General features: G+C 55.7%; 19 protein-coding genes and 3 tRNA genes. 10 read left to right on the top strand and 12 right to left on the bottom strand.

Features of this window, described 5'->3' with window-relative positions; genetic code table 11:
* Positions 1-21 precede the first annotated feature (21 nt).
* Positions 22-1,359 carry a 30S ribosomal protein S12 methylthiotransferase RimO gene (gene rimO, locus FJD38_RS04140; RefSeq protein WP_146384043.1) on the bottom strand — a complete coding sequence of 446 codons (1,338 nt, stop codon included), beginning with the start codon at positions 1,357-1,359 and terminating at the stop codon, positions 22-24.
* 438 nt (positions 1,360-1,797) lie between these two features.
* Here rimO and FJD38_RS04135 point away from each other — a divergent pair, with 438 nt between their 5' ends.
* The gene (locus FJD38_RS04135; RefSeq protein WP_122784696.1) at positions 1,798-3,699 is read left to right on the top strand and encodes a potassium transporter Kup; all 1,902 of its coding nucleotides are present in this window, start codon (positions 1,798-1,800) and stop codon (positions 3,697-3,699) included.
* Positions 3,700-4,404: 705 nt separating this feature from the next.
* Here FJD38_RS04135 and FJD38_RS04130 read toward each other — a convergent pair.
* The 5 genes from FJD38_RS04130 to FJD38_RS04110 all read right to left on the bottom strand — a co-directional run bounded on the left by FJD38_RS04130 (position 4,405) and on the right by FJD38_RS04110 (position 9,248).
* Positions 4,405-5,685 (bottom strand): virulence factor family protein, encoded by a 1,281-nt coding sequence (locus FJD38_RS04130; RefSeq protein WP_122784695.1) that lies wholly within the window; start codon positions 5,683-5,685, stop codon positions 4,405-4,407.
* Positions 5,685-8,327: a bifunctional lysylphosphatidylglycerol flippase/synthetase MprF gene (gene mprF, locus FJD38_RS04125; protein WP_146384041.1), complete on the bottom strand. Its 2,643-nt coding sequence runs from the start codon at positions 8,325-8,327 to the stop codon at positions 5,685-5,687. Before mprF ends, FJD38_RS04130 begins: the two co-directional genes overlap by 1 nt.
* A 259-nt stretch (positions 8,328-8,586) precedes the next feature.
* Positions 8,587-8,663 (bottom strand) — tRNA-Met (locus tag FJD38_RS04120).
* A 161-nt stretch (positions 8,664-8,824) separates the two neighbouring features.
* Positions 8,825-8,901, bottom strand: a tRNA-Met gene (locus tag FJD38_RS04115).
* Positions 8,902-9,171: 270 nt separating this feature from the next.
* Positions 9,172-9,248, bottom strand: a tRNA-Met gene (locus tag FJD38_RS04110).
* 287 nt (positions 9,249-9,535) lie between these two features.
* Here FJD38_RS04110 and dinB point away from each other — a divergent pair.
* Entirely contained in the window at positions 9,536-10,597 is a 1,062-nt protein-coding gene (dinB, locus tag FJD38_RS04105) for a DNA polymerase IV (protein ID WP_122784693.1), read from the top strand.
* Here the strand turns inward: dinB and FJD38_RS04100 are convergent.
* From FJD38_RS04100 to FJD38_RS04085, 4 genes are all read right to left on the bottom strand, one after another.
* Positions 10,594-11,547, bottom strand: coding sequence for a hypothetical protein (locus FJD38_RS04100; RefSeq protein ID WP_122784692.1), 954 nt, complete (start codon positions 11,545-11,547; stop codon positions 10,594-10,596). The two genes, dinB and FJD38_RS04100, sit on opposite strands and share 4 nt — an antisense overlap.
* A gap of 17 nt (positions 11,548-11,564) precedes the next feature.
* Complete coding sequence (locus FJD38_RS04095) at positions 11,565-13,280, bottom strand: proline--tRNA ligase (RefSeq protein WP_146384039.1); 1,716 nt, start codon at positions 13,278-13,280, stop codon at positions 11,565-11,567.
* A gap of 103 nt (positions 13,281-13,383) precedes the next feature.
* On the bottom strand, positions 13,384-14,928 hold the full coding sequence (locus FJD38_RS04090) for an AmpG family muropeptide MFS transporter (RefSeq protein ID WP_122784690.1): 1,545 nt from the start codon (positions 14,926-14,928) through the stop codon (positions 13,384-13,386).
* 42 nt (positions 14,929-14,970) lie between these two features.
* Positions 14,971-15,324, bottom strand: a complete 354-nt coding sequence (locus tag FJD38_RS04085; RefSeq protein ID WP_122784893.1) for an MGMT family protein — start codon at positions 15,322-15,324, stop codon at positions 14,971-14,973.
* Positions 15,325-15,487: 163 nt separating this feature from the next.
* Between FJD38_RS04085 and FJD38_RS04080 the strand changes: the two genes are divergently transcribed.
* Positions 15,488-16,501: a DUF481 domain-containing protein gene (locus tag FJD38_RS04080; RefSeq protein WP_122784689.1), complete on the top strand. Its 1,014-nt coding sequence runs from the start codon at positions 15,488-15,490 to the stop codon at positions 16,499-16,501.
* Positions 16,502-16,551: 50 nt separating this feature from the next.
* Here FJD38_RS04080 and FJD38_RS04075 read toward each other — a convergent pair whose 3' ends face one another.
* Entirely contained in the window at positions 16,552-17,310 is a 759-nt protein-coding gene (locus FJD38_RS04075) for an SDR family oxidoreductase (RefSeq protein WP_146384037.1), read from the bottom strand.
* Between the two features lie 156 nt (positions 17,311-17,466).
* Here FJD38_RS04075 and FJD38_RS04070 point away from each other — a divergent pair, with 156 nt between their 5' ends.
* The 4 genes from FJD38_RS04070 to groL all read left to right on the top strand — a co-directional run bounded on the left by FJD38_RS04070 (position 17,467) and on the right by groL (position 20,969).
* Positions 17,467-18,192 (top strand): HugZ family pyridoxamine 5'-phosphate oxidase, encoded by a 726-nt coding sequence (locus FJD38_RS04070; RefSeq protein WP_146384035.1) that lies wholly within the window; start codon positions 17,467-17,469, stop codon positions 18,190-18,192.
* Positions 18,193-18,263: 71 nt separating this feature from the next.
* Positions 18,264-18,737 carry an FxsA family protein gene (locus FJD38_RS04065; protein ID WP_146384033.1) on the top strand — a complete coding sequence of 158 codons (474 nt, stop codon included), beginning with the start codon at positions 18,264-18,266 and terminating at the stop codon, positions 18,735-18,737.
* Positions 18,738-18,982: 245 nt separating this feature from the next.
* The gene (locus FJD38_RS04060) at positions 18,983-19,276 is read left to right on the top strand and encodes a co-chaperone GroES (protein ID WP_122784685.1); all 294 of its coding nucleotides are present in this window, start codon (positions 18,983-18,985) and stop codon (positions 19,274-19,276) included.
* A gap of 49 nt (positions 19,277-19,325) precedes the next feature.
* Positions 19,326-20,969: a chaperonin GroEL gene (gene groL, locus FJD38_RS04055; RefSeq protein ID WP_122784684.1), complete on the top strand. Its 1,644-nt coding sequence runs from the start codon at positions 19,326-19,328 to the stop codon at positions 20,967-20,969.
* A 546-nt stretch (positions 20,970-21,515) separates the two neighbouring features.
* On the opposite strand, the gene FJD38_RS04050 is transcribed toward groL, so the two are convergent.
* Positions 21,516-23,465: an LTA synthase family protein gene (locus FJD38_RS04050; RefSeq protein WP_146384031.1), complete on the bottom strand. Its 1,950-nt coding sequence runs from the start codon at positions 23,463-23,465 to the stop codon at positions 21,516-21,518.
* 202 nt (positions 23,466-23,667) lie between these two features.
* On the opposite strand from FJD38_RS04050, the gene colR reads away from it, so the two are divergent.
* The 3 genes from colR (at position 23,668) to FJD38_RS04035 (ending at position 26,453) form a co-directional block, all read left to right on the top strand.
* On the top strand, positions 23,668-24,351 hold the full coding sequence (colR, locus tag FJD38_RS04045) for a two-component system response regulator ColR (RefSeq protein ID WP_146384029.1): 684 nt from the start codon (positions 23,668-23,670) through the stop codon (positions 24,349-24,351).
* Positions 24,341-25,621: a sensor histidine kinase gene (locus tag FJD38_RS04040; RefSeq protein WP_122784682.1), complete on the top strand. Its 1,281-nt coding sequence runs from the start codon at positions 24,341-24,343 to the stop codon at positions 25,619-25,621. The genes colR and FJD38_RS04040 overlap by 11 nt, the downstream gene beginning before the upstream one ends.
* Before the next feature lie 151 nt (positions 25,622-25,772).
* Positions 25,773-26,453 carry a class I SAM-dependent methyltransferase gene (locus FJD38_RS04035; protein ID WP_146384027.1) on the top strand — a complete coding sequence of 227 codons (681 nt, stop codon included), beginning with the start codon at positions 25,773-25,775 and terminating at the stop codon, positions 26,451-26,453.

The raw sequence follows: 26,453 nt of genomic DNA, 5'->3' as shown, positions 1-26,453 counted from the left end.
TTTTTCGCAAGCGTTAGCAGTTTAGATCGCTTCAGCCCACAGATCGTACTCATCGGCGTCGGTCACGCGGCACATGATTTTGTCGCCGGGCTTGATGTCTTTCTCGGTGGCGATAAATACGTTGCCGTCGATTTCCGGGGCGTCGAAGAAGCAACGACCCACAGCGCCTTGCTCGTCCACTTCGTCGATCAGCACTTCGATTTCCTTGCCGATCTTCAGCTGCAGGCGGGCTGCACTGATGGCCTGTTGGTGAGCCATAAAGCGCTCCCAGCGATCTTGCTTGACGTCATCCGGCACGATGGCGGCATCCAGCAAGTTGGCGGGCGCACCTTCTACTGGCGAGTACTGGAAGCAGCCAACGCGATCGAGCTGTGCTTCGGTCAACCAGTCGAGCAGGTATTGGAAGTCTTCTTCGGTCTCGCCCGGGAAGCCGACAATAAAGGTCGAACGGATGATCAGGTCGGGGCAGATTACGCGCCAGTTCTTGATGCGAGCCAGGGTCTTGTCTTCAAAAGCCGGGCGCTTCATGGCCTTGAGCACTTTGGGGCTGGCGTGCTGGAAAGGGATGTCCAGGTACGGCAGGATTTTGCCGGCCGCCATCAGCGGAATCAGCTCGTCAACGTGCGGGTACGGGTAAACGTAGTGCAGGCGCACCCATACGCCCAGGGTGCTGAGTGCTTCGCACAGCTCTGTCATGCGGGTTTTAACCGGCGCGCCGTTCCAGAAACCGGTGCGGTACTTTACGTCGACGCCATAAGCGCTGGTGTCCTGAGAAATCACCAGCAGCTCTTTAACGCCGGATTTGACCAGACGCTGGGCCTCATCAAGCACATCACCGACCGGGCGGCTGACCAATTTACCGCGCATGGAAGGGATGATGCAGAAGCTGCAGCTGTGGTTACAGCCTTCGGAAATTTTCAGGTAGGCATAGTGGCGCGGTGTCAGCTTGATGCCTTGTGGTGGCACCAGGTCGATCAGCGGGTTGTGATCCTGACGTGGCGGCACGACTTGGTGAACGGCGTTGACGACTTGCTCGTACTGCTGCGGGCCGGTTACGGCCAAAACGCTAGGGTGAACGTTGCGAATAGCACCTTCTTCAACGCCCATGCAGCCGGTAACGATGACCTTGCCGTTTTCCTTGATGGCTTCGCCGATGACTTCCAGCGATTCAGCCTTGGCGCTGTCGATAAAGCCGCACGTGTTGACCACCACGACATCAGCGTCCTGGTAGGTGGAAACAACATCGTAGCCTTCCATGCGCAGCTGCGTCAGGATGCGTTCGGAGTCGACAAGGGCTTTTGGGCAACCCAGAGAAACAAACCCGACCTTAGGGTTGGCTGGCTTGGTAACGGTGGACATGGCGAACCTCGGTATGTAGTGACGTTACATGCCCGTAAAGGCTGCACGACGAACGGGCGCTTAGGCTCTGTACGAAATGTATCTGCGCTCGGTTATGCGGCGTTAAAAACAGGCTCGGAATGCTCAACGTTAACTCCGCTTCCTCGCCTGTTTCCGCCTTGCCTAACCTTCGCTCGAAAACATTTCGCACAGACCCTAGTGCGCCTCTAATGTAAAAAAGTGCGCAATTCTAGCTACGGGAACTGCGCTTGACCAGCGTTAAACGGGGATTTGCGACGAGTGCTGCGCTATGCTGCGCGCCGTCGCGGAATCAGCGTATTTTACTGCCGAGTTTGTGCGGGAAAGTGTCGTCGCTAATAGTCAGAAAATCAGTGCATGCTGTTTGTAAATGCATCGCTCTGGTTTATGAAATACGGTCTTGAGTCGTAGGAGTGGTTGATGGGGCAGGTCAGCAGTCAGGCAGCGGAACACGGTCATTCAACAGCAAAGCCCATTGGCATGCTGGTTGCCGCCGTTGGTGTGGTGTATGGCGATATCGGTACCAGTCCGTTGTACACCCTCAAAGAAGTGTTTTCCGGCGGGTATGGCGTTCAAGTCAATCACGATGGGGTCTTCGGCATTTTGGCGCTGATCTTCTGGTCGCTGATCTGGGTTGTCTCGATCAAGTACGTGCTGTTCATCCTGCGCGCGGACAACGAAGGCGAGGGCGGCATCATGGCGCTGACGGCGCTGGCGCGACGCGCAGCCTCGCCTTATCCCAAGTTACGCTCAGTGTTGGTGATACTGGGGTTGGTGGGCGCCTCGCTGTTTTACGGCGACAGCATGATTACCCCGGCGATCTCGGTTTTGTCCGCCGTTGAAGGGCTTGAACTGGCCTTTAGCGGTCTGGACCGTTGGGTCGTCCCTCTGGCTCTGATAGTGCTGGTGGCGCTGTTCTTGATTCAACGCCGGGGCACGGCAACGTTGGGCAAGTTGTTCGGCCCGATCATGGTGCTGTGGTTTGTGGTGCTGGCCGGGTTGGGTATTCACGGCATCCTTCAACATCCGCAAGTGTTGAATGCGCTGAACCCCGTGTGGGGCGTGCGTTTCTTTGTCTCTCATCCTGGCATGGGCGTGGCCATTTTAGGGGCCGTGGTGCTGGCGCTGACCGGTGCTGAAGCGCTATACGCTGACATGGGGCACTTTGGGCGCAAGCCGATTGCCCGTGCCTGGTTTGTTCTGGTACTGCCTGCGCTGGTGCTCAACTACTTCGGGCAGGGTGCCCTGTTACTGGAAAACCCTGAGGCGGCACGCAACCCGTTCTATTTGCTGGCGCCAAGTTGGGCGTTGATCCCGTTGGTGGTCCTGTCCACGCTGGCGACCGTGATTGCGTCCCAGGCGGTCATTTCGGGCGCCTTCTCGTTGACCCGCCAAGCCATTCAGCTGGGTTATATCCCGCGCATGCACATTCAGCACACGTCCAGCGCCGAGCAAGGGCAGATTTATATTGGTGCGGTGAACTGGTCGTTGATGGTCGGGGTCATTCTGCTGGTGCTGGGTTTTGAGTCGTCAGGTGCGCTGGCTTCGGCCTACGGCGTGGCTGTCACCGGCACCATGTTGATCACCAGTATTCTGGTGTCCGCCGTCATGTTGTTGCTGTGGAAATGGCCTCCCGTATTGGCGGTGCCGGTGTTGATCGGCTTTTTGTTGGTGGACGGACTGTTCTTTGCTGCCAACGTGCCGAAAATCGTTCAGGGCGGTGCGTTTCCGGTACTGGCGGGGATTGTGCTGTTTATCCTGATGACCACCTGGCGACGCGGCAAACAGTTGCTGGTGGATCGCCTGGATGAAAATGCGCTGCCGTTACCGTTGTTCATCAGCAGTATCCGTGTTCAGCCGCCTCATCGCGTTCAGGGCACGGCCGTATTTTTGACCGCCCGCCCTGATGCGGTACCTCATGCGTTATTGCACAACCTGTTGCATAACCAGGTATTGCATGAGCAGGTGGTGTTGTTGACGGTTGTCAACGAAGACACGCCAAGGGTTCCGGCGGCGCAGCGTTTTGAAGTGGATGCGTATGGCGAAGGGTTCTTCCGGGTGATCCTGCACTTTGGCTTTATGGACGAGCCGGATGTGCCGCAAGCGCTGAAGCTGTGCCACCTCGAAGAGTTGGATTTCAATCCGATGCGCACGACTTACTTTCTGAGCCGCGAAACAGTGATTGCGTCCAAATTGGTGGGCATGGCGCGTTGGCGCGAAGCGTTGTTCGGTTTTATGTTGAAGAACGCTAACGGCAACCTTCGGTTCTTCAAATTGCCGGTCAATCGGGTGATTGAACTCGGGACTCAGGTGGAGATGTAGAAAAGGCCAAAGCCCCTCACCCTAACCCTCTCCCAGAGGGAGAGGGGACTAAAAGCAAAAGCAGATTTGAGCTACACCACAATCAAGCTCCCTCTCCCAGAGGGAGAGGGGGCTAAAAGCAAAAGCTGATGTGGGCTACACCACAATCAAGCTCCTTCTCCCAGAGGGAGAGGGGACTAAAAGCAAAAGCAGATTTGAGCAACACCACAATCAAGCTCCCTCTCCCAGAGGGAGAGGGGACTAAAAGCAAAAGCTGATGTGGGCTACACCACAATCAAGCTCCTTCTCCCAGAGGGAGAGGGGACTAAAAGCAAAAGCAGATTTGAGCTACACCACAATCAAGCTCCCTCTCCCAGAGGGAGAGGGGACTAAAAGCAAAAGCTGATGTGGGCTACACCACAATCAAGCCCCCTCTCCCAGAGGGAGAAGGGACTAAAAGCAAAAGCAGATGTGGGCTACACCACAATCAAGCTCCTTCTCCCAGAGGGAGAGGGGACTAAAAGCAAAAGCAGATTTGAGCTACACCACAATCAAGCTCCCTCTCCCAGAGGGAGAGGGGGCTAAAAGCAAAAGCTGATGTGGGCTACACCACAATCAAGCTCCTTCTCCCAGAGGGAGAGGGGACTAAAAGCAAAAGCAGATTTGCGCAACACCACAATCAAGCTCCCTCTCCCTCTGGGAGAGGGCTGGGGTGAGGGTCGGCGTTTACTCCGGTGTCACTTGATGCTTCTTGATCAGGTCAACCAGACGCTGAGCCAGCGCCGGATAGTTCTCGTCAAAGTGATGCCCGCCCGGCAGCTTCAGGCTTTCGCCTACCGCTGTCTTGGCCGTGCAGCCGCTTTCATCGACTTCTTCTGCCCCATAGATGCACACCACTTTGTTGGCAGGCAGTTTGGACATTTCTTCGCCGGTATCAGCTTCTGCACCAGCTTTACCCAGCCAGCCATCAACATGTATCTCAAAGCTGCCACTGCGGGCAAAGGCCAGCAGCATGATGGCGTCCACACGATTCTGTTCGGCTTCGGGCAAACGGTTGTAGGTGGCAGGCAATACGTCCGCGCCAAACGAATAGCCAACCAGCACAAAGCGCTGAGTGCCCCACTTCTGGCGGTAGTGTTGCATCAGTTCGGTAAGGTCGGTGGCGCTTTGCTCGGGCGTCTTGTGCTGCCAGTAATAACGCAGCATGTCGATGCCGACGACCGGGTAACCGATCTTTGCCATTTCCCCGGCCACATCGCGATCCAGATCACGCCAACCGCCATCGCCCGACAGAAATAGCGTGACAGTGCTGTTTTGCTGACCAGCCGGGACTTCAACCACAGGCATGCTCAGCCCGCCATTGTCATCGCCCACCAGAATTTTGCGCAGTTCGTTGCTCAACACTTGTGGGAAGTGAATGTCGTAATCGCTGATGCTGGTTTGCGCATTGGGCTGATCGCGCACAAAGGCTGCACTGGGGTCGTCAGGGTTGTCGTTCCAGGCCACCAGCCAGTTGCCGTGAGCTGCGGATTTCGGCACGGGCAGGCTACAAGCAGGGTCTTCCAGCTTGAAACCCACCGACACTGCCTGGGCCTTATCGTTGGTCTGTTCAGCTAACCAGCGCCAAGCCAGGGTTGCCCCTGGGCCAATGCCGCTAACCAGCGTGGCAGGGCCCTTAAGTTGTTGCAGTGCCGTTTGCAGTGCTTGCTGCTGCAGGGTGCAATCATCTTTGGGCAGGATCACTTGCACCAGTTGCGCTTTACCACCACGGCTTAACGCCGTGAGTTGTTTGTCGGTCAGTGCCTCTTCGGCCGGCGTTGCGATAATCACGCGGGCTTGGGCCTTCTGGCCGGGTGTCACATTGGTCAGGGTCGAGCCGTCGGTTTGAGTCAAGTGTTCAACGGTGGGTTCGGGGGCGGGGCGATTCCACCACCAATAGCCGCCAGCGGCGAGCGCGACCAGAACAACCAATGCAAGCCATAAAAACCGCCAGGAACGATGTTTCATTAACGTTTCACCAATCCAGTCAAGCCGCCTGCAATCAGGGCGGCAGTGTCGGCCAGAGCCACCAGTGGATCAAGTCCGGCGGGCACGGCCATATAACGAGGTTCCCAGTCAGGCTGGAATTTGTCTTTGAAGCGGCGCAAACCCTGGAAGTTGTACAAGTGCTCACCACGCTGGAACAACATTGACCCCAAGCGCTGGGTCAGTGGCGCGCCACGGCGGGGTTGCAGGCCAGACAGGGGTACCATGCCAAGGCTGAATCGTGCGTATCCATGCTTCTTATAATGCTGAATCAGGCCGACCATCATGAATTCCATGGTCAGTTTTGGGGCTTGCGGGTGGGCGCGCATCAGGTCGAGGCTCGACAGTTCATGGCTGTGGGTCTCGAGCAGGTTGGCAAAAGCCACCGGTTTTCCTTCGAAGCGAATAATCGCCACGCGAAAATGCTTGATGTAGTCCTCATTGAAACGCCCTAGCGAGAAGCCCTTTTCGCGCACATTCTTGCCCGTCAGCCACGCATCGGAAATCACCTTGAGTTCGGCCATTGGCGCCTCACCCGGCTCATGGATTTCCAGCGACAGGCCATCGCGAGTGCCGCGGTTCCAGGTATAGCGCAGGTCTTTCATCTCTTTGCCTTTGGCGTCGAGATCAAATCGATGCAGGTCCACCCGGGCCTCTTCTCCCAGCTTGATCGCGGTCAGGCCGATGTCCATATAGAACGGCAGGTTTTCGGCGCGAACCTGATAGAACACGGGGCGAGCATGATAGACGTCACACAGGTCGCGGAACTGCCAGATCAGTTCGGCCCGTTGCTGAGGCGGCCCAATCGGGTCATACAGCGCAACCAGGCTGCGTCCTCGACGTGCGTACATCAGGAAGGCGTTGTCATCAGGGTGAAACAGCAGTGTCTTATCGCCCGTCAAGGCCAGACCACCATCGGGCTGATCAGAGGCCAGGATGATTTTTGCGGCTTTCTCCAACTCACCGGCATCCGGCAAGTGGATGACCGGGCGTGCGGTGCGTAGCAGCCAGGTGAGCGATACGATCACCAGCAGCACGGCGGCACCCAGCAGTGAGCGCAGGCCGCGGGGCGCATCCGAGTCGAGGGTGAACTGCCACCACAGTTGATGGCTGTAAGGAACATCTTGATAGGCGAACAGCAATAGCCAGATAGAAGCGCCTAGCACACAGATACTGGACACCAGATACAGCGGCGAAAAGGGCAGTTCGGTCAGTCGGCTCGGGCGGTAGAATGAGCGGCGAAACAATCCCAGCAGGCTGGCAGTCAGTACCAGAATGGTGGCTTCTTCCCAGTCAAAACCCTTGAGCAGGGACAGCACGGCGCCGACCAGCAAGAGAATAGTGGTCAGCATCCAGGCGGCCGACAGGCGTCGTCTCAGGCCCTGAGCCAGCAATAGACAGAGCACGCCGATCAGGCTCGCGCCGAAGTGCGAGGCATCGATCAAGCGATGGGGGATCAGAAACCCTATGTGTTCAAGGCGTGTATCAATTTCGGGCGTCGCGCCTGAAAACAGCAGCACGATGCCAGACATAAAGACCAGTACGGACAGAATCGGTGCTGCCAATCCGGATGCCACCCGCAAGCTTTGTCGGGTATGGATCAATCGCTGAGCTTCATTGAGCAGCAGCATGAAGCACGCGATCAGTAGCGGCAAAATCACGTAAATAATGCGGTACAGCAGCAACGCGGCCGCCAGGGGTGCAGCACCCAGTTTGTCGGCGAATGCGGCGAGCAAGATAGCTTCAAAAACACCGACGCCGCCAGGCACGTGGCTGAGAACGCCAGCGGCCAGTGCCAGCAGATAAACCAGCAGGAATGGACCAAATGGTGGCGCTTCAGGCAGCAGTAAGTACAGCACTGTGGCCGCAGCCGCGACGTCCAGCGCAGTAATCACCAGTTGCAGCAAGGTCAAGCGGGGGCTGGGTAACCGAAGGGTGCGCCGTCCGGCCTTTACCAGCAGATTGTCCGGAATGGGTTGCTCGGGCAGGCGGCGGCGGTAAATGCCCAGTGCCAGTAACGCAAACAGCGCGAGTATGGCAAAAGCGACTGAGCCTAATACCCATTCAGGAATGTTTAGGGCCGTCGAAGCTGCAGGCAGATTGCTCAGCGTTGCGAGTGCAGCCAGAGGCGGTAATGCGCACCCCAGTGACAGGCTGGCAAACAGCGTCATGTGAGCAACTTCAGAAGCCCCTACGCCAAAGCGTGCGTAAAGGCGATAGCGCACTGATCCGCCAGATAACAATGACAAGCCGATGGCATTGCCGATGGCAAAAGCGGTAAACCCGCCAAAGGCCAACGTTTTGGCGGGCAATTTGACACCCGCATAACGACTGGCAGACCACTCATACCCAAGCAGTATCAAAAACCCCACGGCAGTCGCAGCCAAGGCGCCGAGAAGGGCGGGCTTGGGGACTTCCTGAAGGGAGTCTTGCAGAGCGTAGAGATCCAGTTCGCTTAACAAATGACGACAAGCGATCAATGCTATTGCAAACAGCAGAAGGGTCAGTGCGAGGCCAATGGGTTGGCGGTATTTGCTCAGCAAGTCCAGCCAGCGCAAGCGTGTTGCGGCAATGGGGTGGGTAGCTGTAACGGCTTCTATGGGTTCTGGCGAATTATCGGGCATCAATCACCTCGTGGATCGTGCGCGATAGGATGGAGGCATAGACTCAAGTTACCAATCCTTTTGGTCAAAATAATTTGAAATACTTGCAGCTGTTTGCCTGATGTTCAGGTTAGGAGTGTGAAAAATAGGTAAATGTGATCGCTCAGCATAGCCTGCCGGACTTTCAGAAATATGACGTTTATTGTCAATAAACGTCTGCATTCTACTTTTCGAGCACGCACAAAAAAGGCCACTCTTTCGAGTAGCCTTTTTTGATGTTTGGTTGCGGGAGCCGGATTTGAACCGACGACCTTCGGGTTATGAGCCCGACGAGCTACCAGACTGCTCCATCCCGCGTCTGTGGGGTGGATTCTACAGAGGATCGATGAGGTGTCAAGCTTAAATCACGTAAGTGATTGAAATATGCGGTTTTAATGCTTGAGGGCCTGGTAGGGCAGTTGTCGTGAAAAACACGCGCGCACAAAAAAGGCCACTCTTTCGAGCAGCCTTTTAATGTTTGGTTGCGGGAGCCGGATTTGAACCGACGACCTTCGGGTTATGAGCCCGACGAGCTACCAGACTGCTCCATCCCGCGTCTGTGGGGCGCACTTTACAGTGATGAGCAGGGGAGTCAACCTTTAATCCACAAAACAGTTAAATAAGGTGCGAATAGTGCGTGCAGGGTGGCTTCGCGACTCTCCGGGCCTGTCATGCGTCGTCCTCGTCAGCGTCTGGCGATACGATAAAAAGGCAAATGTAGGATTTGCGCACACCGCTGGAATTGGGGCAGGCCTCTAAAGCAGGGTGGTGCTACAAAACAAACGCGCACAAAAAAGGCCACTCTTTCGAGTAGCCTTTTAATGTTTGGTTGCGGGAGCCGGATTTGAACCGACGACCTTCGGGTTATGAGCCCGACGAGCTACCAGACTGCTCCATCCCGCGTCTGTGGGGTGGATTCTACAGCGATACGCAGTGCTGTCAAACGTTAATTTCTAAAATAGCGTTCTGCTTCAATCAGTTAGGATGTTTTGTAGCCATAAACATGGCCGCAGCCCTTGCCCTGTATAGGGTTTGGCTCTATCGGCCAGGTATATTCGATTAAAAAATCAAATAAATCAGTTAAATTTCCTACGCTCGTCGGGCAGAAATAAGACTACTGGTGCTATATACAGTTGCCGGTGACATACTGGCGATCTGCATTGCCTTTCCTTCTAAGAACACCGCCCTACATGACGCAGCGCAAAATCATCCACGTTGACTGTGACTGTTTCTATGCCGCAATTGAGATGCGTGATGACCCGAGCCTGGCGAACAAGCCAATGGCGGTGGGTGGCTCGGCTGACCGGCGGGGCGTGATCTCAACGTGCAACTATGAAGCGCGGGCTTACGGTGTACGTTCGGCCATGGCGTCCCGTCATGCGCTCAAACTATGCCCTGACTTGGTGATCGTGAGCGGTCGAATGGAGGCCTATAAAGAAGCCTCCAAAGAGATTCATGGCATTTTGCGTGATTACACTGAGCTGATTGAGCCGCTGTCCCTTGATGAGGCTTATCTGGATGTATCGGATAGCTCGCACTTCGCTGGGAGTGCGACGCGGATTGCCCAAGACATCCGGCGTCGGGTTTCCAACCAGCTTCATATCACCGTGTCGGCGGGGGTGGCGCCAAACAAATTCCTCGCCAAGATTGCCAGCGACTGGAAAAAGCCCAATGGCTTGTTTGTTATTACCCCGGATCAGGTGGACGACTTCGTATCGGCGTTGGCTGTTAACAAGCTGCACGGCGTAGGCAAGGTCACAGCTGACAAGCTGGCGCGTTTGGGCATTGAAACCTGTCTTGATCTTCGCGATTGGAACAAATTGGCGCTGGTGCGGGAATTCGGCAGTTTCGGTGAGCGTTTGTGGGGGTTGGCGCGCGGGATAGATGAGCGTCAGGTGCAAAGTGATAGTCGCAGGCAATCCGTAAGTGTGGAGAACACCTACGACACGGATTTGCCCGATCTGGCGACGTGCCTTAAAAAAGTACCGGAGTTGCTTGAAACCCTGAATCGACGGATTGACCGCATCGGTAGCAGTTACCGTCCCGGCAAGCCATTCGTCAAAGTGAAGTTCCACGATTTTACTCAGACCACGCTTGAGCAGTCGGGTGCCGGTCGCGATCTTGAGAGTTACGAGGGGTTGTTAAGTCAGGCGTTTGCCCGCGGTGCCAAGCCCGTCCGGTTGTTGGGGCTTGGCGTGCGGTTACACGATTTGAGCGGTGGCCATGAACAGTTGGAGCTGTTCGGGCGTTAGCTGACGCCGGGGTCTGCCACCAATCGACCGGCTTTCTGGGTCAGTGACTGCAAGAACTCACGTTGTAACTCGGGGTCGTTGCGTGTGAGTTCGATCAGGCTTTGCTCCAGTTCGCTGGCTTCTTCTTCCAGCCCCAATTCTGAGAGGCGCTTGACCCGGTGAACCCATTGGTTGACGTCGTCGCCCTCCAGGTCGTCATAAATCAGGTTGTGCGCTTCGAGCAGTTTTGTACGCAGCGTGTGGCTGATCGACAGTGTGGAATCGGAGTGTGTTTCGTCCTGCGCATCTTCAACCGCAATCGTCAGGGTGCGGATGCGGTTCAAATCCTGCTCGGCAAAAGGGCTGTCCAGCAAGTTGAGGCGAAGCACGCCGTTACGGTCCGTCGTCATTTCGTGGCTTTGCGAGCCAGCCTTGACCATGACCGGCCGTTCAGCCCAAGGCAAGCTTGAGTTCTCGAGCCGCTTGTCGCGTTGAATATCGTCAATTCCCGCCAGATTTTGTTCGGCACGGCCATGGGACTGAACGTTCATGGCCGGGTTAATGCCGGCAAAACCGTAACTGATCCAGTCTTTCGTCACGCTGTCCGGTAATTGCCCGAACATAAAGACGTTAAGCACATTGGCGCCCACGCCGGCGACGATCGCTACTGCACCCAGCGGAATCTCATAGACCTCGCGCCAGGGTTGATAGGGTGTGTACCTGTCGTAATGGCGCGTGACATCGAACTCAGTGACCTCAAAGGTCTTTTGCTCATTGATGCGCACACGGCGTTGCGGCAGCTCCAGCACTGATGGCGAGCCGACATCGATCTGCAAGTTATGGGCGAGGAGTTTGCGCTCAATGCGCTCCTCGTGCTCGCTGCGTTGCGACATGTGGTTGGCGCAGCCGCTCAGCAGCAGGGCGCCGCACATGGCGGCGCCCCCGAGGGTCAAGGTGTGTCGATTGAACATGGTGTCTCTATCTGGATTCAGCGACGGATACGCGCCTGAAGGAAGGCCAGCACGTCAGCAACGGGCAGTGCTTGCGGCTCTGCTTCGGTGCGGCTCTTGTATTCCAGGTTGCCTTCGGCCAAGCCGCGGTCGCTGACGACGATCCGGTGCGGGATACCGATCAGCTCCATGTCGGCGAACTTGATGCCTGGGCTTGTTTTCTTGTCGCGGTCGTCCAGCAGCACTTCAAAACCGGCAGCGGTCAGTTGGGCATACAGGGCGTCAGTGGCTTCACGAACGGCTTCTGTTTCATAGCGCAGTGGCACCAGTGCCACTTGGAACGGAGCCAGTGCGTCGCTCCAGATAATGCCGCGCTCGTCGTTGTTCTGCTCGATGGCAGCAGCGACCACGCGGGATACGCCTATGCCATAGCAGCCCATTGCCAGTGTGACGGGTTTGCCGTTCTCGCCCAGTACCTGACACTTCATCGCTTCGCTGTATTTGGTGCCCAGCTGGAAGATGTGACCGACTTCAATACCGCGCTTGATTTCCAGCGTGCCTTTACCGTCCGGGCTTGGGTCGCCAGCCACCACGTTACGCAAGTCGGCAACAGTCGGAACAGGCAGGTCACGTTCCCAGTTCACGCCGAAGTAGTGTTTGTCGTCGATGTTGGCGCCAACGCCAAAGTCGCTCATCAGCTCGACCGAACGGTCGATAATGCACGGCAGCGGCAGGTTCAGCGGGCCCAAAGAGCCAGCGCCGGCGCCGATCGCGTCGCGCAGTTCGGCATCGGAAGCCATGGTCAGCGGGCTAGCCACCAAAGGATGGTTACCGGCCTTGATTTCGTTGAGTTCGTGATCGCCACGGATCACCAGTGCGATCAACTTGCCTTCTTCGGCCGCGTGAACGATCAGGGTCTTGACCGTTTTTTCGATTGGCAGGTTGTAGCCTTCTACCAATTGCACGATGGTTTTGGCATCAGGCGTGTCGATCAGGCGCAGCTCTTCAGTCGCCGCAGCGCGTGAAGTTTCGCGTGGTACCGCTTCGGCTTTTTCGATGTTGGCGGCGTAATCCGAAGCATTGCTGAAGGCGATGTCGTCTTCGCCGGACTCGGCCAATACGTGGAATTCATGGGAGCCAGCGCCACCGATGGAGCCGTTGTCAGCTTCTACCGGGCGGAAGTTAAGGCCCAGGCGGGAGAAAATATTGCAGTATGCCTGGTGCATGCGGTCATAAGTGATTTGCAGCGAAGCCTCGTCGGTATGAAACGAATAGGCATCCTTCATGATGAATTCGCGACCGCGCATCAAGCCGAAGCGAGGGCGGATCTCATCACGGAATTTGGTCTGGATCTGGTACAGGTTGATAGGCAGCTGTTTGTAGCTGTTCAACTCGTTGCGGCACAGGTCGGTGATGACTTCTTCGTGGGTCGGCCCTACGCAGAACTCACGACCGTGGCGATCTTTGAGGCGCAACAGCTCGGGGCCGTATTCTTCCCAGCGGCCGGACTCTTGCCACAATTCAGCCGGTTGAATGCTCGGCATCAGCACTTCCAGAGCGCCAGCAGCGTTCATTTCTTCGCGAACAATGGCTTCGACCTTGCGCATGATGCGCAAGCCCATGGGCAGCCAGGTGTACAGGCCGGAAGCAAGTTTACGAATCATGCCGGCGCGCAGCATCAGCTGGTGGCTGATAACGACCGCGTCGGAAGGCGTTTCTTTCTGTGTGGCGAGCAAATATTGACTGGTGCGCATGGTTAGCCGGTGCCGTTGCTGATGACTGGAAATAGCTTGGCATTGTACGGGCGAGAGGTGTCTGCGTACAGGGCGGGGCGGGGAGAGAGGCTCTCCCCGATTTTTACGGGGTTTTTTCGAGATTGACTGGCGGGTTCAGGCGGGCCCGGCGGCTTTCCTGAAACCAGTGCAGGCTGATCAGTAGCAAGGTCGGCACGCCCATGACGGCGGTGATGATGAAAAAGTTGTGGTAACCGAATTTCTCGACCAGAACGCCTGAGTACCCCCCCATCAGACGCGGCAACAGCAGCATGATTGAGCTGAGCAGTGCATATTGGGTGGCCGAAAACTTCAGGTTGGTCAGGCTGGACAAGTACGCCACAAAGGCAGATGTCGCGAGGCCCGAGCTAAAGTTGTCGAGTGAGATGGTGACAATCAGCATTTGCAGATTGGGCCCCATGTCAGCCAGCAGCATAAATAGCAGGTTGGTGCCCGCCGAGGCTGCGCCGCCGATCAACAGAATCGGCAGGATGCCGAAACGAACGATGAGCAGCCCCCCCATACCCGCCCCAACAAGCGTCATGATCAAGCCGAAAATCTTGCTGACACCGGCAATTTGATCCTTGGTAAAGCCTTGGTCGATGTAAAACACGTTGGCCATCACGCCCATGACCGTATCAGACATGCGGTAAGTGGCGATCAGACCGAGCAGCAGCAGGGCTTGCCAGCGGTAACGCAAGATAAAGTCGTTAACCGGTGTCAGAACGGGGGCCAGGCCGCGGCGCCCCATTGAAGACAGGCATAGAACGGTGAGCAGTGTGTAGAGGATGGCCCTTAAAAAAGCACGGTCCTCAAGCACCAGATTTACCGGGCTCACGCCCTCGAAAAGCACGCTGGCGAAGTCGGTGTTGTACAACTGGGTGAACATGGCAGGCACGGACACCAGCAGTACGATCAATACGAAAACCGAGGCCAGTTGGTGGGCAAAACTGTAGCGCCCGGCAGACAGCTGAGTGCGCAATGGGACCGGCGGTTCGCGCATGAAAAACGTGGTCAACAACGCCGGAACCATCAACAAACCAAACAGCACATAGGTGCCAGTCCATGCGGAGTGCTTATAGTCGAAGCCTGTAGACCCGAAGCCTTCGGCAAAAAACAATGCACCGGCAGTGGCCAGCAAGGCGGCAACGCGATAACCAGACATGTAACTGGCAGCAAGGGCAGCCTGACGGCTGTCGTCGGCAATCTCCAGTCGGTAGGCGTCAACGGCAATGTCCTGCGTTGCAGAGGCAAACGACACGATAACGGCAATGGCTATAAGCCATGACAAATGCTTTTGCGGGTCGCAGAAACCCATGCCAATAAGGCCGAGGATCACTAGCGTTTGCGCGAGTACCAGCCAGGAGCGGCGCCGTCCGAGTTTACCCAGTAGCGGCAAGCGCCATTGGTCGAGCAGCGGCGACCACACCCATTTAAAGGCGTAGGCCAGACCGATCAGGCTCGCATAGCCGATAGTTTCGCGGGCCACACCGGCTTCACGCAACCAAACGGAGAGTGTTGAAAACACCAACATGTACGGCAAACCGGCGGCAAAGCCGAGCAGTAACAGCACAAGGGTTGAGGGGCTGGAATAGGCAGCTAGCGCTTCGCGCCAGGTTTTACGGGGCATGGACTCGAGTCTGCCTCTGATTACGGAAACAAAGGGCGCACTCTAACCGCAGTGCTCTATCGGGCGCCACCCATGGCGACGTAAATCCACACGACTGTTTGAAACGTTCACCCCTTCACTGCGCAATCGCGCACGTTGTTCGTCGCCGGACGGGCTACCTGCGGGCAAGCTGATACGTCCTCCGGCGGCAACTACTCGGTGCCAGGGCAGACGCGACCCTTCAGGCAACTGGCTGAGTGTGCGTCCCACCCAGCGTGCGGCGCGCCCCAAGCCTGCCAGTTCGGCGAGTTGACCATACGTCACCACATAGCCTTCGGGCACTTGCATCAGGGTCGAGTACAACGCTGTGCGGCGAATATCAGCCGGACTTGGTGGTGAATCGAGGGCAGTGCTCATGGCAAATTCTTCATGTTTCATGACGCTCGTGGAGGGTGAATGCGTTTTTGTCAATTGGACCAAGAAATGAACTACACGAGAATCAGTCAGTCTTTATTGCCTGAGGCATGCCTATACGGATAATGCCGACATTCTTTCGCAAACCTGAGTTTCGCATTTGTTTATGTTGTCCAGAACCCTGTTATGCCTAGCTGTCTTGAATGTGTCCACGCCTTTGCTCGCCGATACTGTCTGGTTAAAAAACGGTGACCGTCTTACCGGTAAAATCAAAGTGTTTGATGGCGGCAAGTTGTTGGTTCAAACCGACTACGCGGGTGCTATCCCGATTGACTGGAAGCAAGTAAAGACGCTGGAAAGCGATCAGGAGTTGTTGGTCAAACAGGATGCTTACACGGGCGAAAAAGCCAAGTCGCTCAAAGCCGCCGAAGATGGCAAAGTCACCCTGGTCAACGGCGAAGCGCCTAAAACCGTCGATCTTGCCAGTATCGAGCAGATCATCAAGCCCAAGCCGGTGATCGAAGATCTGGTATGGAAAGGTAATGTGGATGTCGCGCTGGACTACAAACGCGCCGATAAAGACACCGATGATTACGATATCGACTTCAAAACGACGGCCCGCCATGGCGCCTGGCGTCACCACGCCGAAGGTGAGTACAACCGGGAGTTCCAGAATGATGTGGTGACCACGGATAACTGGAGCGCCGAATACGCCTTGGATCACTTCATTGACGATAAGTGGTATTGGCAGGGGCGGCTTGGCTATACACGGGACAAGGTTGAAGATATTGCCCGTCAACGCACCGTGGGTACCGGCCCGGGCTACCAGTTTTGGGATGATGAATTAGGTGCGTTCTCGCTCGGCGGGCTGCTTAATCGCACCGATTATGAATACTCTGATGGCAAGAAAGACAACTTCTACTCGATAGCCATGAAGTGGGATTACAACCGTTATCTGTTGGGTAAAACAGTTTCGATCTTCACCAATGGTGAATTGGGCAAGCCGCTTGAAGGGGCGTCGGATTACAGCCTGGATGCAGAGATTGGCTTGCGCTACAAAGTCACCGAGTGGGCCTCGTTGAATCTCAAGGCTGAAAAAGACCTGATCGGCAGTGGCAGCGGTTCAGATAACGCGCTGAATAAAACCCGATATACCGCAGGGTTTGGCGTGATGTGGTGATGGTGTACCCCTCAGTGTTGTCTGAACAACGCTGAGGGGTAGAGCTGAGATTAAATCCGCAACCCGCCATCGAGCTCGAGAATACGCCCGCTGTAGTAGTCGTTTTCGAAAATATAAGCTGCTGAGTGGGCAATTTCCTCTACTTTACCCATACGCTTGAGCGGTATGCCCGCAGTCATCTTTTCCAGCGCTTCGGGCTTCATGCCCAACGTCATTTCGGTCTCAATAAAACCGGGTGCAATGCCGGCGACGCGAATTCCGTAGCGCGACAGCTCTTTAGCCCACGTCACGGTGGCAGCGGCTACACCCGCCTTGGCGGCAGAGTAGTTAGTCTGGCCGACATTACCGGCGCGCGAGATCGACGAAATATTGATAATTGCGCCCTGATTGTTCAGTTCGACCATTTTCGCGGCCACCTCGCGAGTGCACAGGAACACACCCGTCAGGTTGACGTCGATGACTGCCTGCCATTGGGCCAGGCTCATCTTGGTCATCACGCCATCTTTGACCTTGAGCAGCAGGCCATCACGTAAAATGCCCGCATTGTTGATCAGGCCATGGATCGCGCCGAAATCTTCTGCCACTTGCCCGATGGTCTGCGTCACTTGGTCTTCGTCCGCGACGTTGCACAGGTAAGCGCGCGCCTCGACACCCTGTGCCTGGCAAGCAGCAACCGCCAATTCAAGCTTTTCGGGGTTGAGGTCAATCAACGCCAGTTTTGCGCCTTTGGCCGCCAGATATTCGGCCATGGCACGACCTAGCCCTTGGCAGCCGCCAGTGATAATGATTACTTTATCGTTTAATTGCATGGGAACCCTCAGCAGCCATTCAGAAGTAAGACCTTATAGGCTATCGATCTGCGCCGCCTGCGCGGTTCGCCTATCAGACATAGCCCTGAGTGCGGGTTGACGGCTAGCCCTGAACTCGTCCGTTTTAGACGGATTTTTTTTATAAGGAGTCATAAGTTGAGCGTTGAAGCGACCAAGCATGCACGAGAATTACTGCTCAAGGAATACCGGGGAGCCTTGTCTACGCTCTCCAAAGCCATGCCGGGTTTTCCGTTTGGGTCGGTTGTACCTTATTGTCTGGATGAGCAAGGACGACCGCTGATATTGATCAGCCGTATTGCTCAGCACACCCACAATTTGCGCAAAGACCCAAAGTGTTCGTTAATGATGGGGGAGCGCGGAGCTGAGGACGTACAGGCTGTAGGCCGATTGACGTACCTGGCTGAAGCCGAACAATTGACCGACACTGTAGCTATTGAGGCTGCCGCTGAGCGTTACTACCGTTACTTCCCTGAAGCGCGTAGCTATGACACGGCGCACAATTTCGATTTTTGGGTGCTTAACCCGGTTCGCCACCGTTATATCGGTGGTTTTGGCGCCATTCACTGGCTGGATAACATCACACTGTCCAATCCATTTGCCGGCCAGGCAGAAGCGCGCATGATCGAGCATATGAACAGCGACCATGCCAATGCCATTGAACACTATGTTGAGCTGGCGGGGCTGCCGAAAACGGCGCCCGCTCGCATGGTCGGTATCGACAGCGAAGGGATGCATTTGCGTATAGGTGAGGCGTTGTACTGGTTGGGCTTTCCCGAGCCTTGCAACAATTCGACACAGGTGCGGGAAGCCTTGGTTTTATTGGCGCGCGCCAGTGAGTGGCCAAAAAAACAGACGGCCTAGCCTTGAATTCAGAGAGGCGCGCCATCATTTAAACTGGGTTGGAAGATATTCTTCCGGAGAGGAATCATTTGATGCGCGCTTTTCTATTGCTCTTTCTGTTGTTTCCCGTGCTAGAGCTGTACGTCTTTTTCAAGGTCAGCACCGCTATCGGGTTTTTCCCTGCGTTGTTGCTGATCATTGCTGGCTCCATGCTGGGTATTTTGGTCGTTCGCGTTGCCGGATTGGCGACTGCACTGAAGGCCCGAGAAAGTTTGAATCGTGGTGAGCTGCCGGCCCAGCAAATGCTCGAAGGCCTGATGCTCGCCTTGGGTGGCGGCCTGCTGGTACTGCCAGGTTTTATCAGTGATGTGGCTGGTCTGCTGTTGCTGTTCCCGCCAGTGCGTCGTTTTCTGGTCTATCGCCTGCGCAAGCGCGCCGAAGAGCAGGCACTTCGTCAGCGGGCATTTGCCGATGAGTTCGACCCGGTCATTCGTCCGGGTACCCACAAGCCGTTGAGCCGTGAGCCCAACGTGATCGAAGGTGAGTTCGAACACCGCGACAAGTAAGGCTTGGACATTAACAACACGGCACCCTAGGGTGCCGTGTTTGCTTTCAGCAGGCGCTACGTTTTAAAAAATATTAACAGGCGCGCTCTTGTAATCAGTTGATACGCCCTTATGTAACGGACACCGCAGGGTTTCGCTGCTTACAGCGATTCTCTATAAGCGAATGGCACCCGGCATTTCCGGACTTGTAAACCCAGCCGGTATTGACATCGGCCGATGAACACCTCAATTAGGAGAGATCGACAATGAAGCTTCGTCCTCTGCATGACCGCGTCGTAATCCGTCGCAGCGAAGAAGAAAAGAAAACCGCTGGCGGTATCGTTCTGCCGGGTTCTGCTGCTGAAAAAGCTAACAGCGGTGAAGTGATCGCCGTTGGTTCGGGTCGCGTTCTGGATAACGGTGAAGTGCGTGCACTGGCCGTTAAAGTGGGTGACAAGGTTGTGTTCGGCCCTTACTCCGGCAGCAACACTGTGAAAGTCGACGGCGAAGACCTGTTGGTTATGGCTGAGAACGAGATTCTCGCTGTAATTGAAGGCTGATTTCCCGCTCCTTTTCCCGTTACTACAAAGTATTTAAGGAAGAACGAACATGGCTGCTAAAGAAGTTAAATTCGGCGACTCCGCCCGTAAAAAAATGTTGGCCGGTGTAAACGTCCTGGCTGACGCAGTAAAAGCGACCCTGGGCCCTAAAGGCCGTAACGTGATCATCGAGAAAAGCTTCGGCGCTCCGACCATCACCAAGGACGGCGTTTCTGTAGCCAAAGAAATCGAGCTGAAAGATCGTTTCGAAAACATGGGCGCGCAGCTGGTTAAAGACGTTGCCTCCCGTGCCAACGATGACGCAGGTGACGGTACTACTACTGCGACCGTTCTGGCTCAGTCGATCGTCAACGAAGGCCTGAAAGCCGTCGCTGCCGGCATGAACCCGATGGACCTGAAGCGCGGTATCGACAAAGCGACCATCGCTATTGTCAAAGAGCTGCGTCAACTGGCCAAGCCATGCGCTGACAGCAAGGCAATCGCTCAGGTAGGCACCATCTCTGCAAACTCCGACAGCTCCATCGGCGACATCATTGCCGAAGCTATGGAAAAAGTCGGCAAAGAAGGCGTGATCACTGTTGAAGAAGGCTCGGGCCTGGAAAACGAACTGTCTGTTGTTGAAGGCATGCAGTTTGACCGTGGTTACCTGTCCCCGTACTTCGTCAACAAGCCAGACACCATGACAGCCGAGCTTGATGGCCCGCTGATCCTGCTGGTTGACAAAAAAATCTCGAACATCCGCGAACTGCTGCCAGTACTGGAAGCCGTTGCCAAAGCCGGCCGTCCACTGTTGATCGTCAGCGAAGATGTTGAAGGCGAAGCCTTGGCAACTCTGGTTGTGAACAACATGCGCGGTATCGTTAAAGTAGTTGCTGTAAAAGCACCTGGCTTTGGTGATCGTCGTAAAGCAATGCTGCAGGACATCGCTGTTCTGACAGGCGGTACTGTTATCTCGGAAGAGATCGGTCTGAGCCTGGAAAGCGCTACCCTGGAACACCTGGGTAATGCCAAACGCGTTACCGTGACCAAAGAAAACACCACCATCATTGATGGTGCTGGCGTTGAGGCTGACATTCAGGCTCGCGTTACTCAGATCCGTGCTCAAGTGGCTGATACCACTTCCGACTACGACCGTGAAAAACTGCAAGAGCGTCTGGCCAAACTGTCCGGCGGCGTTGCAGTGATCAAGGTTGGCGCTGGTTCTGAAGTAGAAATGAAAGAGAAGAAAGCCCGCGTTGAAGACGCCCTGCACGCTACCCGTGCAGCCGTTGAAGAAGGCGTGGTACCTGGCGGTGGCGTGGCACTGGTTCGCGCTCTGCAAGCCATCTCCGAACTGAAAGGCGACAACGCTGATCAGAACGTAGGTATTGCTCTGCTGCGTCGTGCTGTTGAAGCACCTCTGCGCCAGATCGTTGCCAACTCCGGTGACGAGCCAAGCGTAGTTGTCGACAAAGTGAAGCAGGGTTCGGGTAACTACGGTTACAACGCAGCCACTGGCGAATACGGCGACATGATTGAAATGGGTATTCTTGACCCGGCTAAAGTGACTCGTTCGGCTCTGCAAGCGGCTTCGTCGATTGCCAGCCTGATGATCACCACTGAGGCGATGATCGCTGAGATCCAGGAAGACAAACCAGCTGGCGGCGGTATGCCAGACATGGGCGGTATGGGTGGTATGGGCGGCATGATGTAAGCCAGCTTTACCCCGATACGCAAAAGCCCCGCCTGAGTAATCAGGCGGGGCTTTTTTGTGGGTTATGTATGGTTAAAAGCCCCTCACCCTAGCCCTCTCCCAGAGGGAGAGGGGACTGATCGAGGTGATGCTCAAACCTGTGTTCCACCGCAAATCAGCTCCCTCTCCCAGAGGGAGAGGGGACTGATCGAGGTGATGCTCAAACCTGTGTTCCACCGCAAATCAGCTCCCTCTCCCAGAGGGAGAGGGGACTGATCGAGGTGATGCTCAAACCTATGTTCCACCGCAAATCAGCTCCCTCTCCCAGAGGGAGAGGGGACTGATCGAGGTGATGCTCAAACCTATGTTCCACCGCAAGACAGCTCCCTCTCCCAGAGGGAGAGGGGACTGATCGAGGTGATGCTCAAACCTGTGTTCCACCGCAAATCAGCTCCCTCTCCCTTTGGAGAGAGAGTGACTGATCTGGGAGATGCTCAAACCTGAGTTCTACCGCAAATCAGCTCCCTCTCCCTTTGGGAGAGGGTTGGGGTGAGGGTTGCGGCTCAATCAGCGCTCTGTGACCTGCACTGGCGACTTGTGCTCCGGCTTCCAGCTCAGCAACTGCTGCTTATAGCCATAGCTCGCGGCCTGATAGTAGGTAATCGCCCGCTCTACCAGCGGATCGGTCGCCGGTACGCGCGATTCAACACTGGCCGTCAGCGCTTCATCGTGGCGACGTAGCCCCTGGCGCGGGCTCAATATCGCCAGGTTCTTGCCGTCGAACAGTCCAAGGTGCTGATAGTTGCCCACCACCACACGCGGTGCCAGCGGGTTGTCCTGCAACACGTTACGACCAAAGAACGTCGACTGGTAATCCATGTTCAACAAGCCGAGCAGGGTGGGTGCAAGGTCGATCTGGCTCGCCAGTTGCGCGTTTTCGCGCGCTTCAATCAGCTTTGGCGCATAAATAAACAACGGGATTTGGTAGTTGCTGATCGGCAAGTCTTCTTTGCCCGCACTACCCGCCGTGTGATCAGCCACGAAGATAAAGATGGTGTTGTCAAACCACGGTTTTTTCCGCGCATTCTCGAGGAATTGGCCGATGGCGTAGTCGGTGTATTTCACTGCCCCATCGCGACCATTACCCGACTTGATGTCGATTCGGCCTTCTGGATAGGTATAAGGACGATGGTTTGATGTGGTCATCAATTGCAGCAAAAACGGCTTTTGCTGAGCGTAGTCGGCATCGGCCAGTTTCAGGGTTTCACGGTACAGGTCTTCGTCCGCCATGCCCCACGCGTTTTTGAAGTGGATGTCGGCTTCATTCACGCTGCTTTGGTCGACGACGCGATAGCCATTCCCACTAAAGAACGCGTTCATGTTGTCGAAGTAACCACGCCCCCCGTACACAAATACACTGTCATACCCGACCGCATTCAACTGTTGCCCAAGGCTGGCAAAGCCACTTTCACGACCGATACGCTTGACGATTGAGCGCCCCGGTGTGGGTGGAATGGCCAGAGTAATCGCTTCCAGCCCACGATCCGTACGGGTGCCGGTGGCATAGAAGTTATTGAAATACAGACTCTCTTTACGCAACTGATCGAGGTGAGGGGTCAGGTTGCGACCATCGCCATTGCTGCCCAAATATTTCGCACTCAGGCTCTCTATGGTGACCAGCACGATGTTGGGTTGGCGCGCAGCGCCGGGGTTATCAATAGTGCGGCGGATATCCAGCGGGTCCGTGCCGACAAACGTCGCATTGGGCTCAGCCAGCTCGCTGCGCAACTGCTTGGCCACCACCGCCGTGGGCAGGCTGGTGTAGAACTGCTGATAATCGAGTTCGTTGTTACGGAAGGCTGCGAAGAATTGGTACGGGCCGTTGCTGGCCAGCTCATGCTGATAGGCGTTGCCGCCCTGGCCGCGCGGGGTATCCTGATCAAGCAGTTGCAGGCTCAGCCCGGCCACCAGTAGCAAGCCGGCCAAGGTGGCGGCACGTCCGCGAACGGTCGGTAGCGGTGCATTGATCGCGGCGTTGAATGGTTTGCGCAACGCGATGCTTAGAAGAATGGCTACGACGCCAATGGCGCTTAGCAACATGCCAATCGGGTAGGACTCCATGACGTTATTCAGCACTTCATCGGAGTAAACCAAATAGTCCACGGCGATAAAATTGAAGCGCACGCCGAACTCATCCCAGAACAGCCATTCCGCCACTGCTGTGAACAGCATGGCAAACAGACTGACGGTCAGCAGGCCTTGCAGGAACCACTGATGGCCGCGACGACGCCACAGCCCAGGCGGGCACAGCAGTAGATACAGTCCCAGTGGCACGGCGGCATAGGCCAGAAAACCAAGGTCGTAGAGCAAGCCAATGCCAAATACAGGCAGCCAGTGATTGCCGGCCTCGCCAAGGTGAGTGGCCAGCAACACCCCTCGGGTGATTAAAAAGGTCGCAAGCCAGCAGCCCGTCAATAACAGTAGATAGCGCATAGGCGCGGAGTACAGCAGACGCATGAGTGTTTTTCCTTAAACCCTGGGGGTGCGCAAGTGTGCGGTCGCTACTGTAGGGGGTATGTGAACCGTTAGTAAAAAAAATGTCATATGCGCCCGGCAAATAACTAAACCATATAAATGCCCCAGAGCGCTGGCTCTGTGCAGTGACAGGACTTAAGCTGCGCGAGCCAACATGGCGGTAACTGCGTACGGAGAAGTGCCCATGCGAATTCTATTGGTTGAAGACAACCGCGATATCCTCGCCAATCTAGCCGACTACTTGGGGCTTAAAGGTTATACCGTGGACTGTGCGCAGGACGGCTTGTCAGGCTTGCATCTGGCGGCAACCGAGCATTACGACCTGATCGTGCTCGACATCATGTTGCCTGGTATCGACGGCTATACCCTGTGCAAACGCCTGCGCGAAGATGCGCGTCGCGACACTCCGGTGATCATGTTGACGGCTCGCGATCAACTGGATGACCGTTTGCAAGGCTTCAAGTCCGGTGCCGACGACTACCTGCTCAAACCTTTCGCGCTGTCAGAACTGGCTGCGCGAATCGAAGCAGTGTTGCGTCGTGCCCAAGGCGGTGGCCGACGGGAGTTGCAAGTGGGTGATTTGAAATACGACCTCGACACCCTTGAAGTCACCCGCGAAGGGCGTCTGCTCAAACTCAACCCCGTCGGGCTTAAATTACTTGCCGTACTGATGCAGAAAAGCCCTCATGTATTACGCCGCGAGGTACTTGAAGAAGCCTTGTGGGGTGATGACTGCCCGGACAGCGACAGCCTGCGCAGTCATGTTCACCAATTGCGCCAAGTGATCGACAAACCGTTCGAAAAACCATTGCTGCAAACTGTTCATGGTGTGGGTTATCGCCTCGCCGAGAGCCGTGATGGAGTTTAAGCAAAGCCTTGCTCAGCGGATCATTATCGCCTTTGCGTTGATGAGCGCTTTAGTGGCAGGCACCTTCGCTATGGGCATTGTTGCCACGGTTCACCTGGTCGAAGAGAAACTCATTTCTGCTGGCTTGGGCGGTGACCTTCAGCGTTTGCTGCTGATGGATAACGTCGCCGACTGGAACCATCGTCCTGAGCCCGATCAACTGTTTTATTACAGCGGCGGGCGCGGTGATTTTGCTTTGCCTAAAGACCTGCGGCATCTCGATCCGGGGTTTCATGAGGTCTTTCGTGATCAACTGTCGTATCACGCGATGGTTGAAGTCGTCGATGGGCGCCGCTACGTCTTGCTGCAAGATCAAAGTGATTTTGAAGAGCGTGAACGTGTGCTGTTTGCCGTGGTTGTGGTCGGCTTCGTGCTGGCGTTGGCGCTGGCGGTCTTCCTCGGTTGGGTACTGGCGCGCCGGGTGATGGCGCCGGTAGTGCGGTTGGCGCGGCAGGTGCGTCACCGCGATCAGTTGCTCGGCTTGGCCCCCCCTTTGGCACCAGACTACGCGGCCGATGAAGTGGGCGAATTGGCGGTGGCCTTCGATGCCACATTAGGCCGCTTGCGTGACACCCTCACCCGTGAGCGGTTGTTTACCAGTGATGTCAGTCATGAACTGCGTACGCCCTTGATGGTACTGGCCAGCTCTTGTGAGCTACTGCTTGAAAGTCCGTCGCTGGATCAACGCAGCCGCGCTCAGGTCGAGCGAATATCACGTGCCTGTGAAGAAATGCGCGAACTGGTTCAAACCTTCCTGATGCTGGCGCGCGCGCAACATGAAGACGCGAGCATGTCGCCGACGGTCACCCTTACCACCGTGGCCGAAGGGTTGATCAGTTTGTGGCGTGGCCCCATTGAGGCCAAAGGCCTCAAGCTCATTTATGACCCGGGTAACCCATTGGACACCCGCTATAACGCCACTTTCTTGCATGCGGTGATGGGCAATCTGCTGCGCAATGCCTTGCATTACACCGACACCGGCTTTATCCGCTTAAGCCTGGAGCCCACCGGCTTTGTGGTGGAAGACAGCGGAGTGGGGATCCCTGAAGAGAAACGCCAGGCTATGTTTCAGCCCTTTGTTCGAGGCAGCGAAAAGCGGGGCGAAGGGTTGGGTCTGGGGCTCTCGCTGGTGCAACGAATCTGTGACAGCCAAGGGTGGCGCGTGACGCTGACGACCATGGAGCCTAATGGTTGCCGCTTCCATGTTGAATTAAACCCTGAAGACCTATGACTGGTTCATTAACTGGCCCATAGCCAGTATTTAGGCTCTGTAAAACCCTGCAACGTTTGCTGGGTCAGGGCACATAATTTTCACTTTGTAATGACCTGTTACGCACGTTCTCCTGATTAAAGTTGAGGCTACACGCTTCAGGAGAGTCATTGTGAACTCAACAATCAAACTTAAATTTTCTGAAAAGTATGACCCGCAACACGCAAGCGAATACTTGGTTAAACATCAGGACGGGTTAGCGCGTCGCCTTTCGCATAAGCGTGATGAGCAATTGGCTCGCAAAGCCTTGGAATTGGCCGGTGAGCCGGGTCTGGTGCTGGATTTACCCTGTGGGGCAGGCCGTTTTTGGCCGTTATTGGCTGAAAAAACCAACCGTGAAATCATCGGTGCCGACTATTCGGCAGCCATGCTGGACGTCGCATCGCTGGCACAACCTGGCGAAGTGGTGAAACGGGTACGACGTTTGCAGACATCTGCATTTGATATTGATCTGCCTGACAATTCGGTCGACAGCATTTTCTCTATGCGCTTGCTCCATCATATTGGCGATTCAAGCCATCGCATGGCTCTGCTACGGGAGTTTCATAGGGTCAGCCGAGACAGCGTAATCATTTCTTTGTGGGTGGACGGTAACTTCAAAGCCTGGAAACGCAAACGTCTAGAGCGACTTCGCCAGTTCGATAGCGGGGCCGAGGGTTACCAAAATCGCTTTGTGTTACCAGCCGATACGGTTGAGTCCGAGTTTAAGAAGGCCGGGTTTACAGTTCAGAACCATTTTGATTTTATCCCGCTCTACGCCATGTGGCGGGTTTACATATTGCGCAAGAGGTAA

Source organism: Pseudomonas saxonica (assembly GCF_007858365.1).
Lineage (GTDB): Bacteria > Pseudomonadota > Gammaproteobacteria > Pseudomonadales > Pseudomonadaceae > Aquipseudomonas > Aquipseudomonas saxonica.
The sequence above is the reverse complement of the archived record's forward strand: the minus strand, read 5'-3'. Positions and strand labels throughout refer to the sequence as shown.

Bases quoted from the DNA above. Each gene is read 5' to 3' on its own strand.
- rimO (WP_146384043.1), bottom strand. From the start codon at position 1,359: ATGTCCACCGTTACCAAGCCAGCCAACCCTAAGGTCGGGTTTGTTTCT.
- FJD38_RS04135 (WP_122784696.1), top strand. From the start codon at position 1,798: ATGGGGCAGGTCAGCAGTCAGGCAGCGGAACACGGTCATTCAACAGCA.
- FJD38_RS04130 (WP_122784695.1), bottom strand. From the start codon at position 5,685: ATGAAACATCGTTCCTGGCGGTTTTTATGGCTTGCATTGGTTGTTCTG.
- mprF (WP_146384041.1), bottom strand. From the start codon at position 8,327: ATGCCCGATAATTCGCCAGAACCCATAGAAGCCGTTACAGCTACCCAC.
- dinB (WP_122784693.1), top strand. From the start codon at position 9,536: ATGACGCAGCGCAAAATCATCCACGTTGACTGTGACTGTTTCTATGCC.
- FJD38_RS04100 (WP_122784692.1), bottom strand. From the start codon at position 11,547: ATGTTCAATCGACACACCTTGACCCTCGGGGGCGCCGCCATGTGCGGC.
- FJD38_RS04095 (WP_146384039.1), bottom strand. From the start codon at position 13,280: ATGCGCACCAGTCAATATTTGCTCGCCACACAGAAAGAAACGCCTTCC.
- FJD38_RS04090 (WP_122784690.1), bottom strand. From the start codon at position 14,928: ATGCCCCGTAAAACCTGGCGCGAAGCGCTAGCTGCCTATTCCAGCCCC.
- FJD38_RS04085 (WP_122784893.1), bottom strand. From the start codon at position 15,324: ATGAGCACTGCCCTCGATTCACCACCAAGTCCGGCTGATATTCGCCGC.
- FJD38_RS04080 (WP_122784689.1), top strand. From the start codon at position 15,488: ATGTTGTCCAGAACCCTGTTATGCCTAGCTGTCTTGAATGTGTCCACG.
- FJD38_RS04075 (WP_146384037.1), bottom strand. From the start codon at position 17,310: ATGCAATTAAACGATAAAGTAATCATTATCACTGGCGGCTGCCAAGGG.
- FJD38_RS04065 (WP_146384033.1), top strand. From the start codon at position 18,264: ATGCGCGCTTTTCTATTGCTCTTTCTGTTGTTTCCCGTGCTAGAGCTG.
- FJD38_RS04060 (WP_122784685.1), top strand. From the start codon at position 18,983: ATGAAGCTTCGTCCTCTGCATGACCGCGTCGTAATCCGTCGCAGCGAA.
- groL (WP_122784684.1), top strand. From the start codon at position 19,326: ATGGCTGCTAAAGAAGTTAAATTCGGCGACTCCGCCCGTAAAAAAATG.
- FJD38_RS04050 (WP_146384031.1), bottom strand. From the start codon at position 23,465: ATGCGTCTGCTGTACTCCGCGCCTATGCGCTATCTACTGTTATTGACG.
- colR (WP_146384029.1), top strand. From the start codon at position 23,668: ATGCGAATTCTATTGGTTGAAGACAACCGCGATATCCTCGCCAATCTA.
- FJD38_RS04040 (WP_122784682.1), top strand. From the start codon at position 24,341: ATGGAGTTTAAGCAAAGCCTTGCTCAGCGGATCATTATCGCCTTTGCG.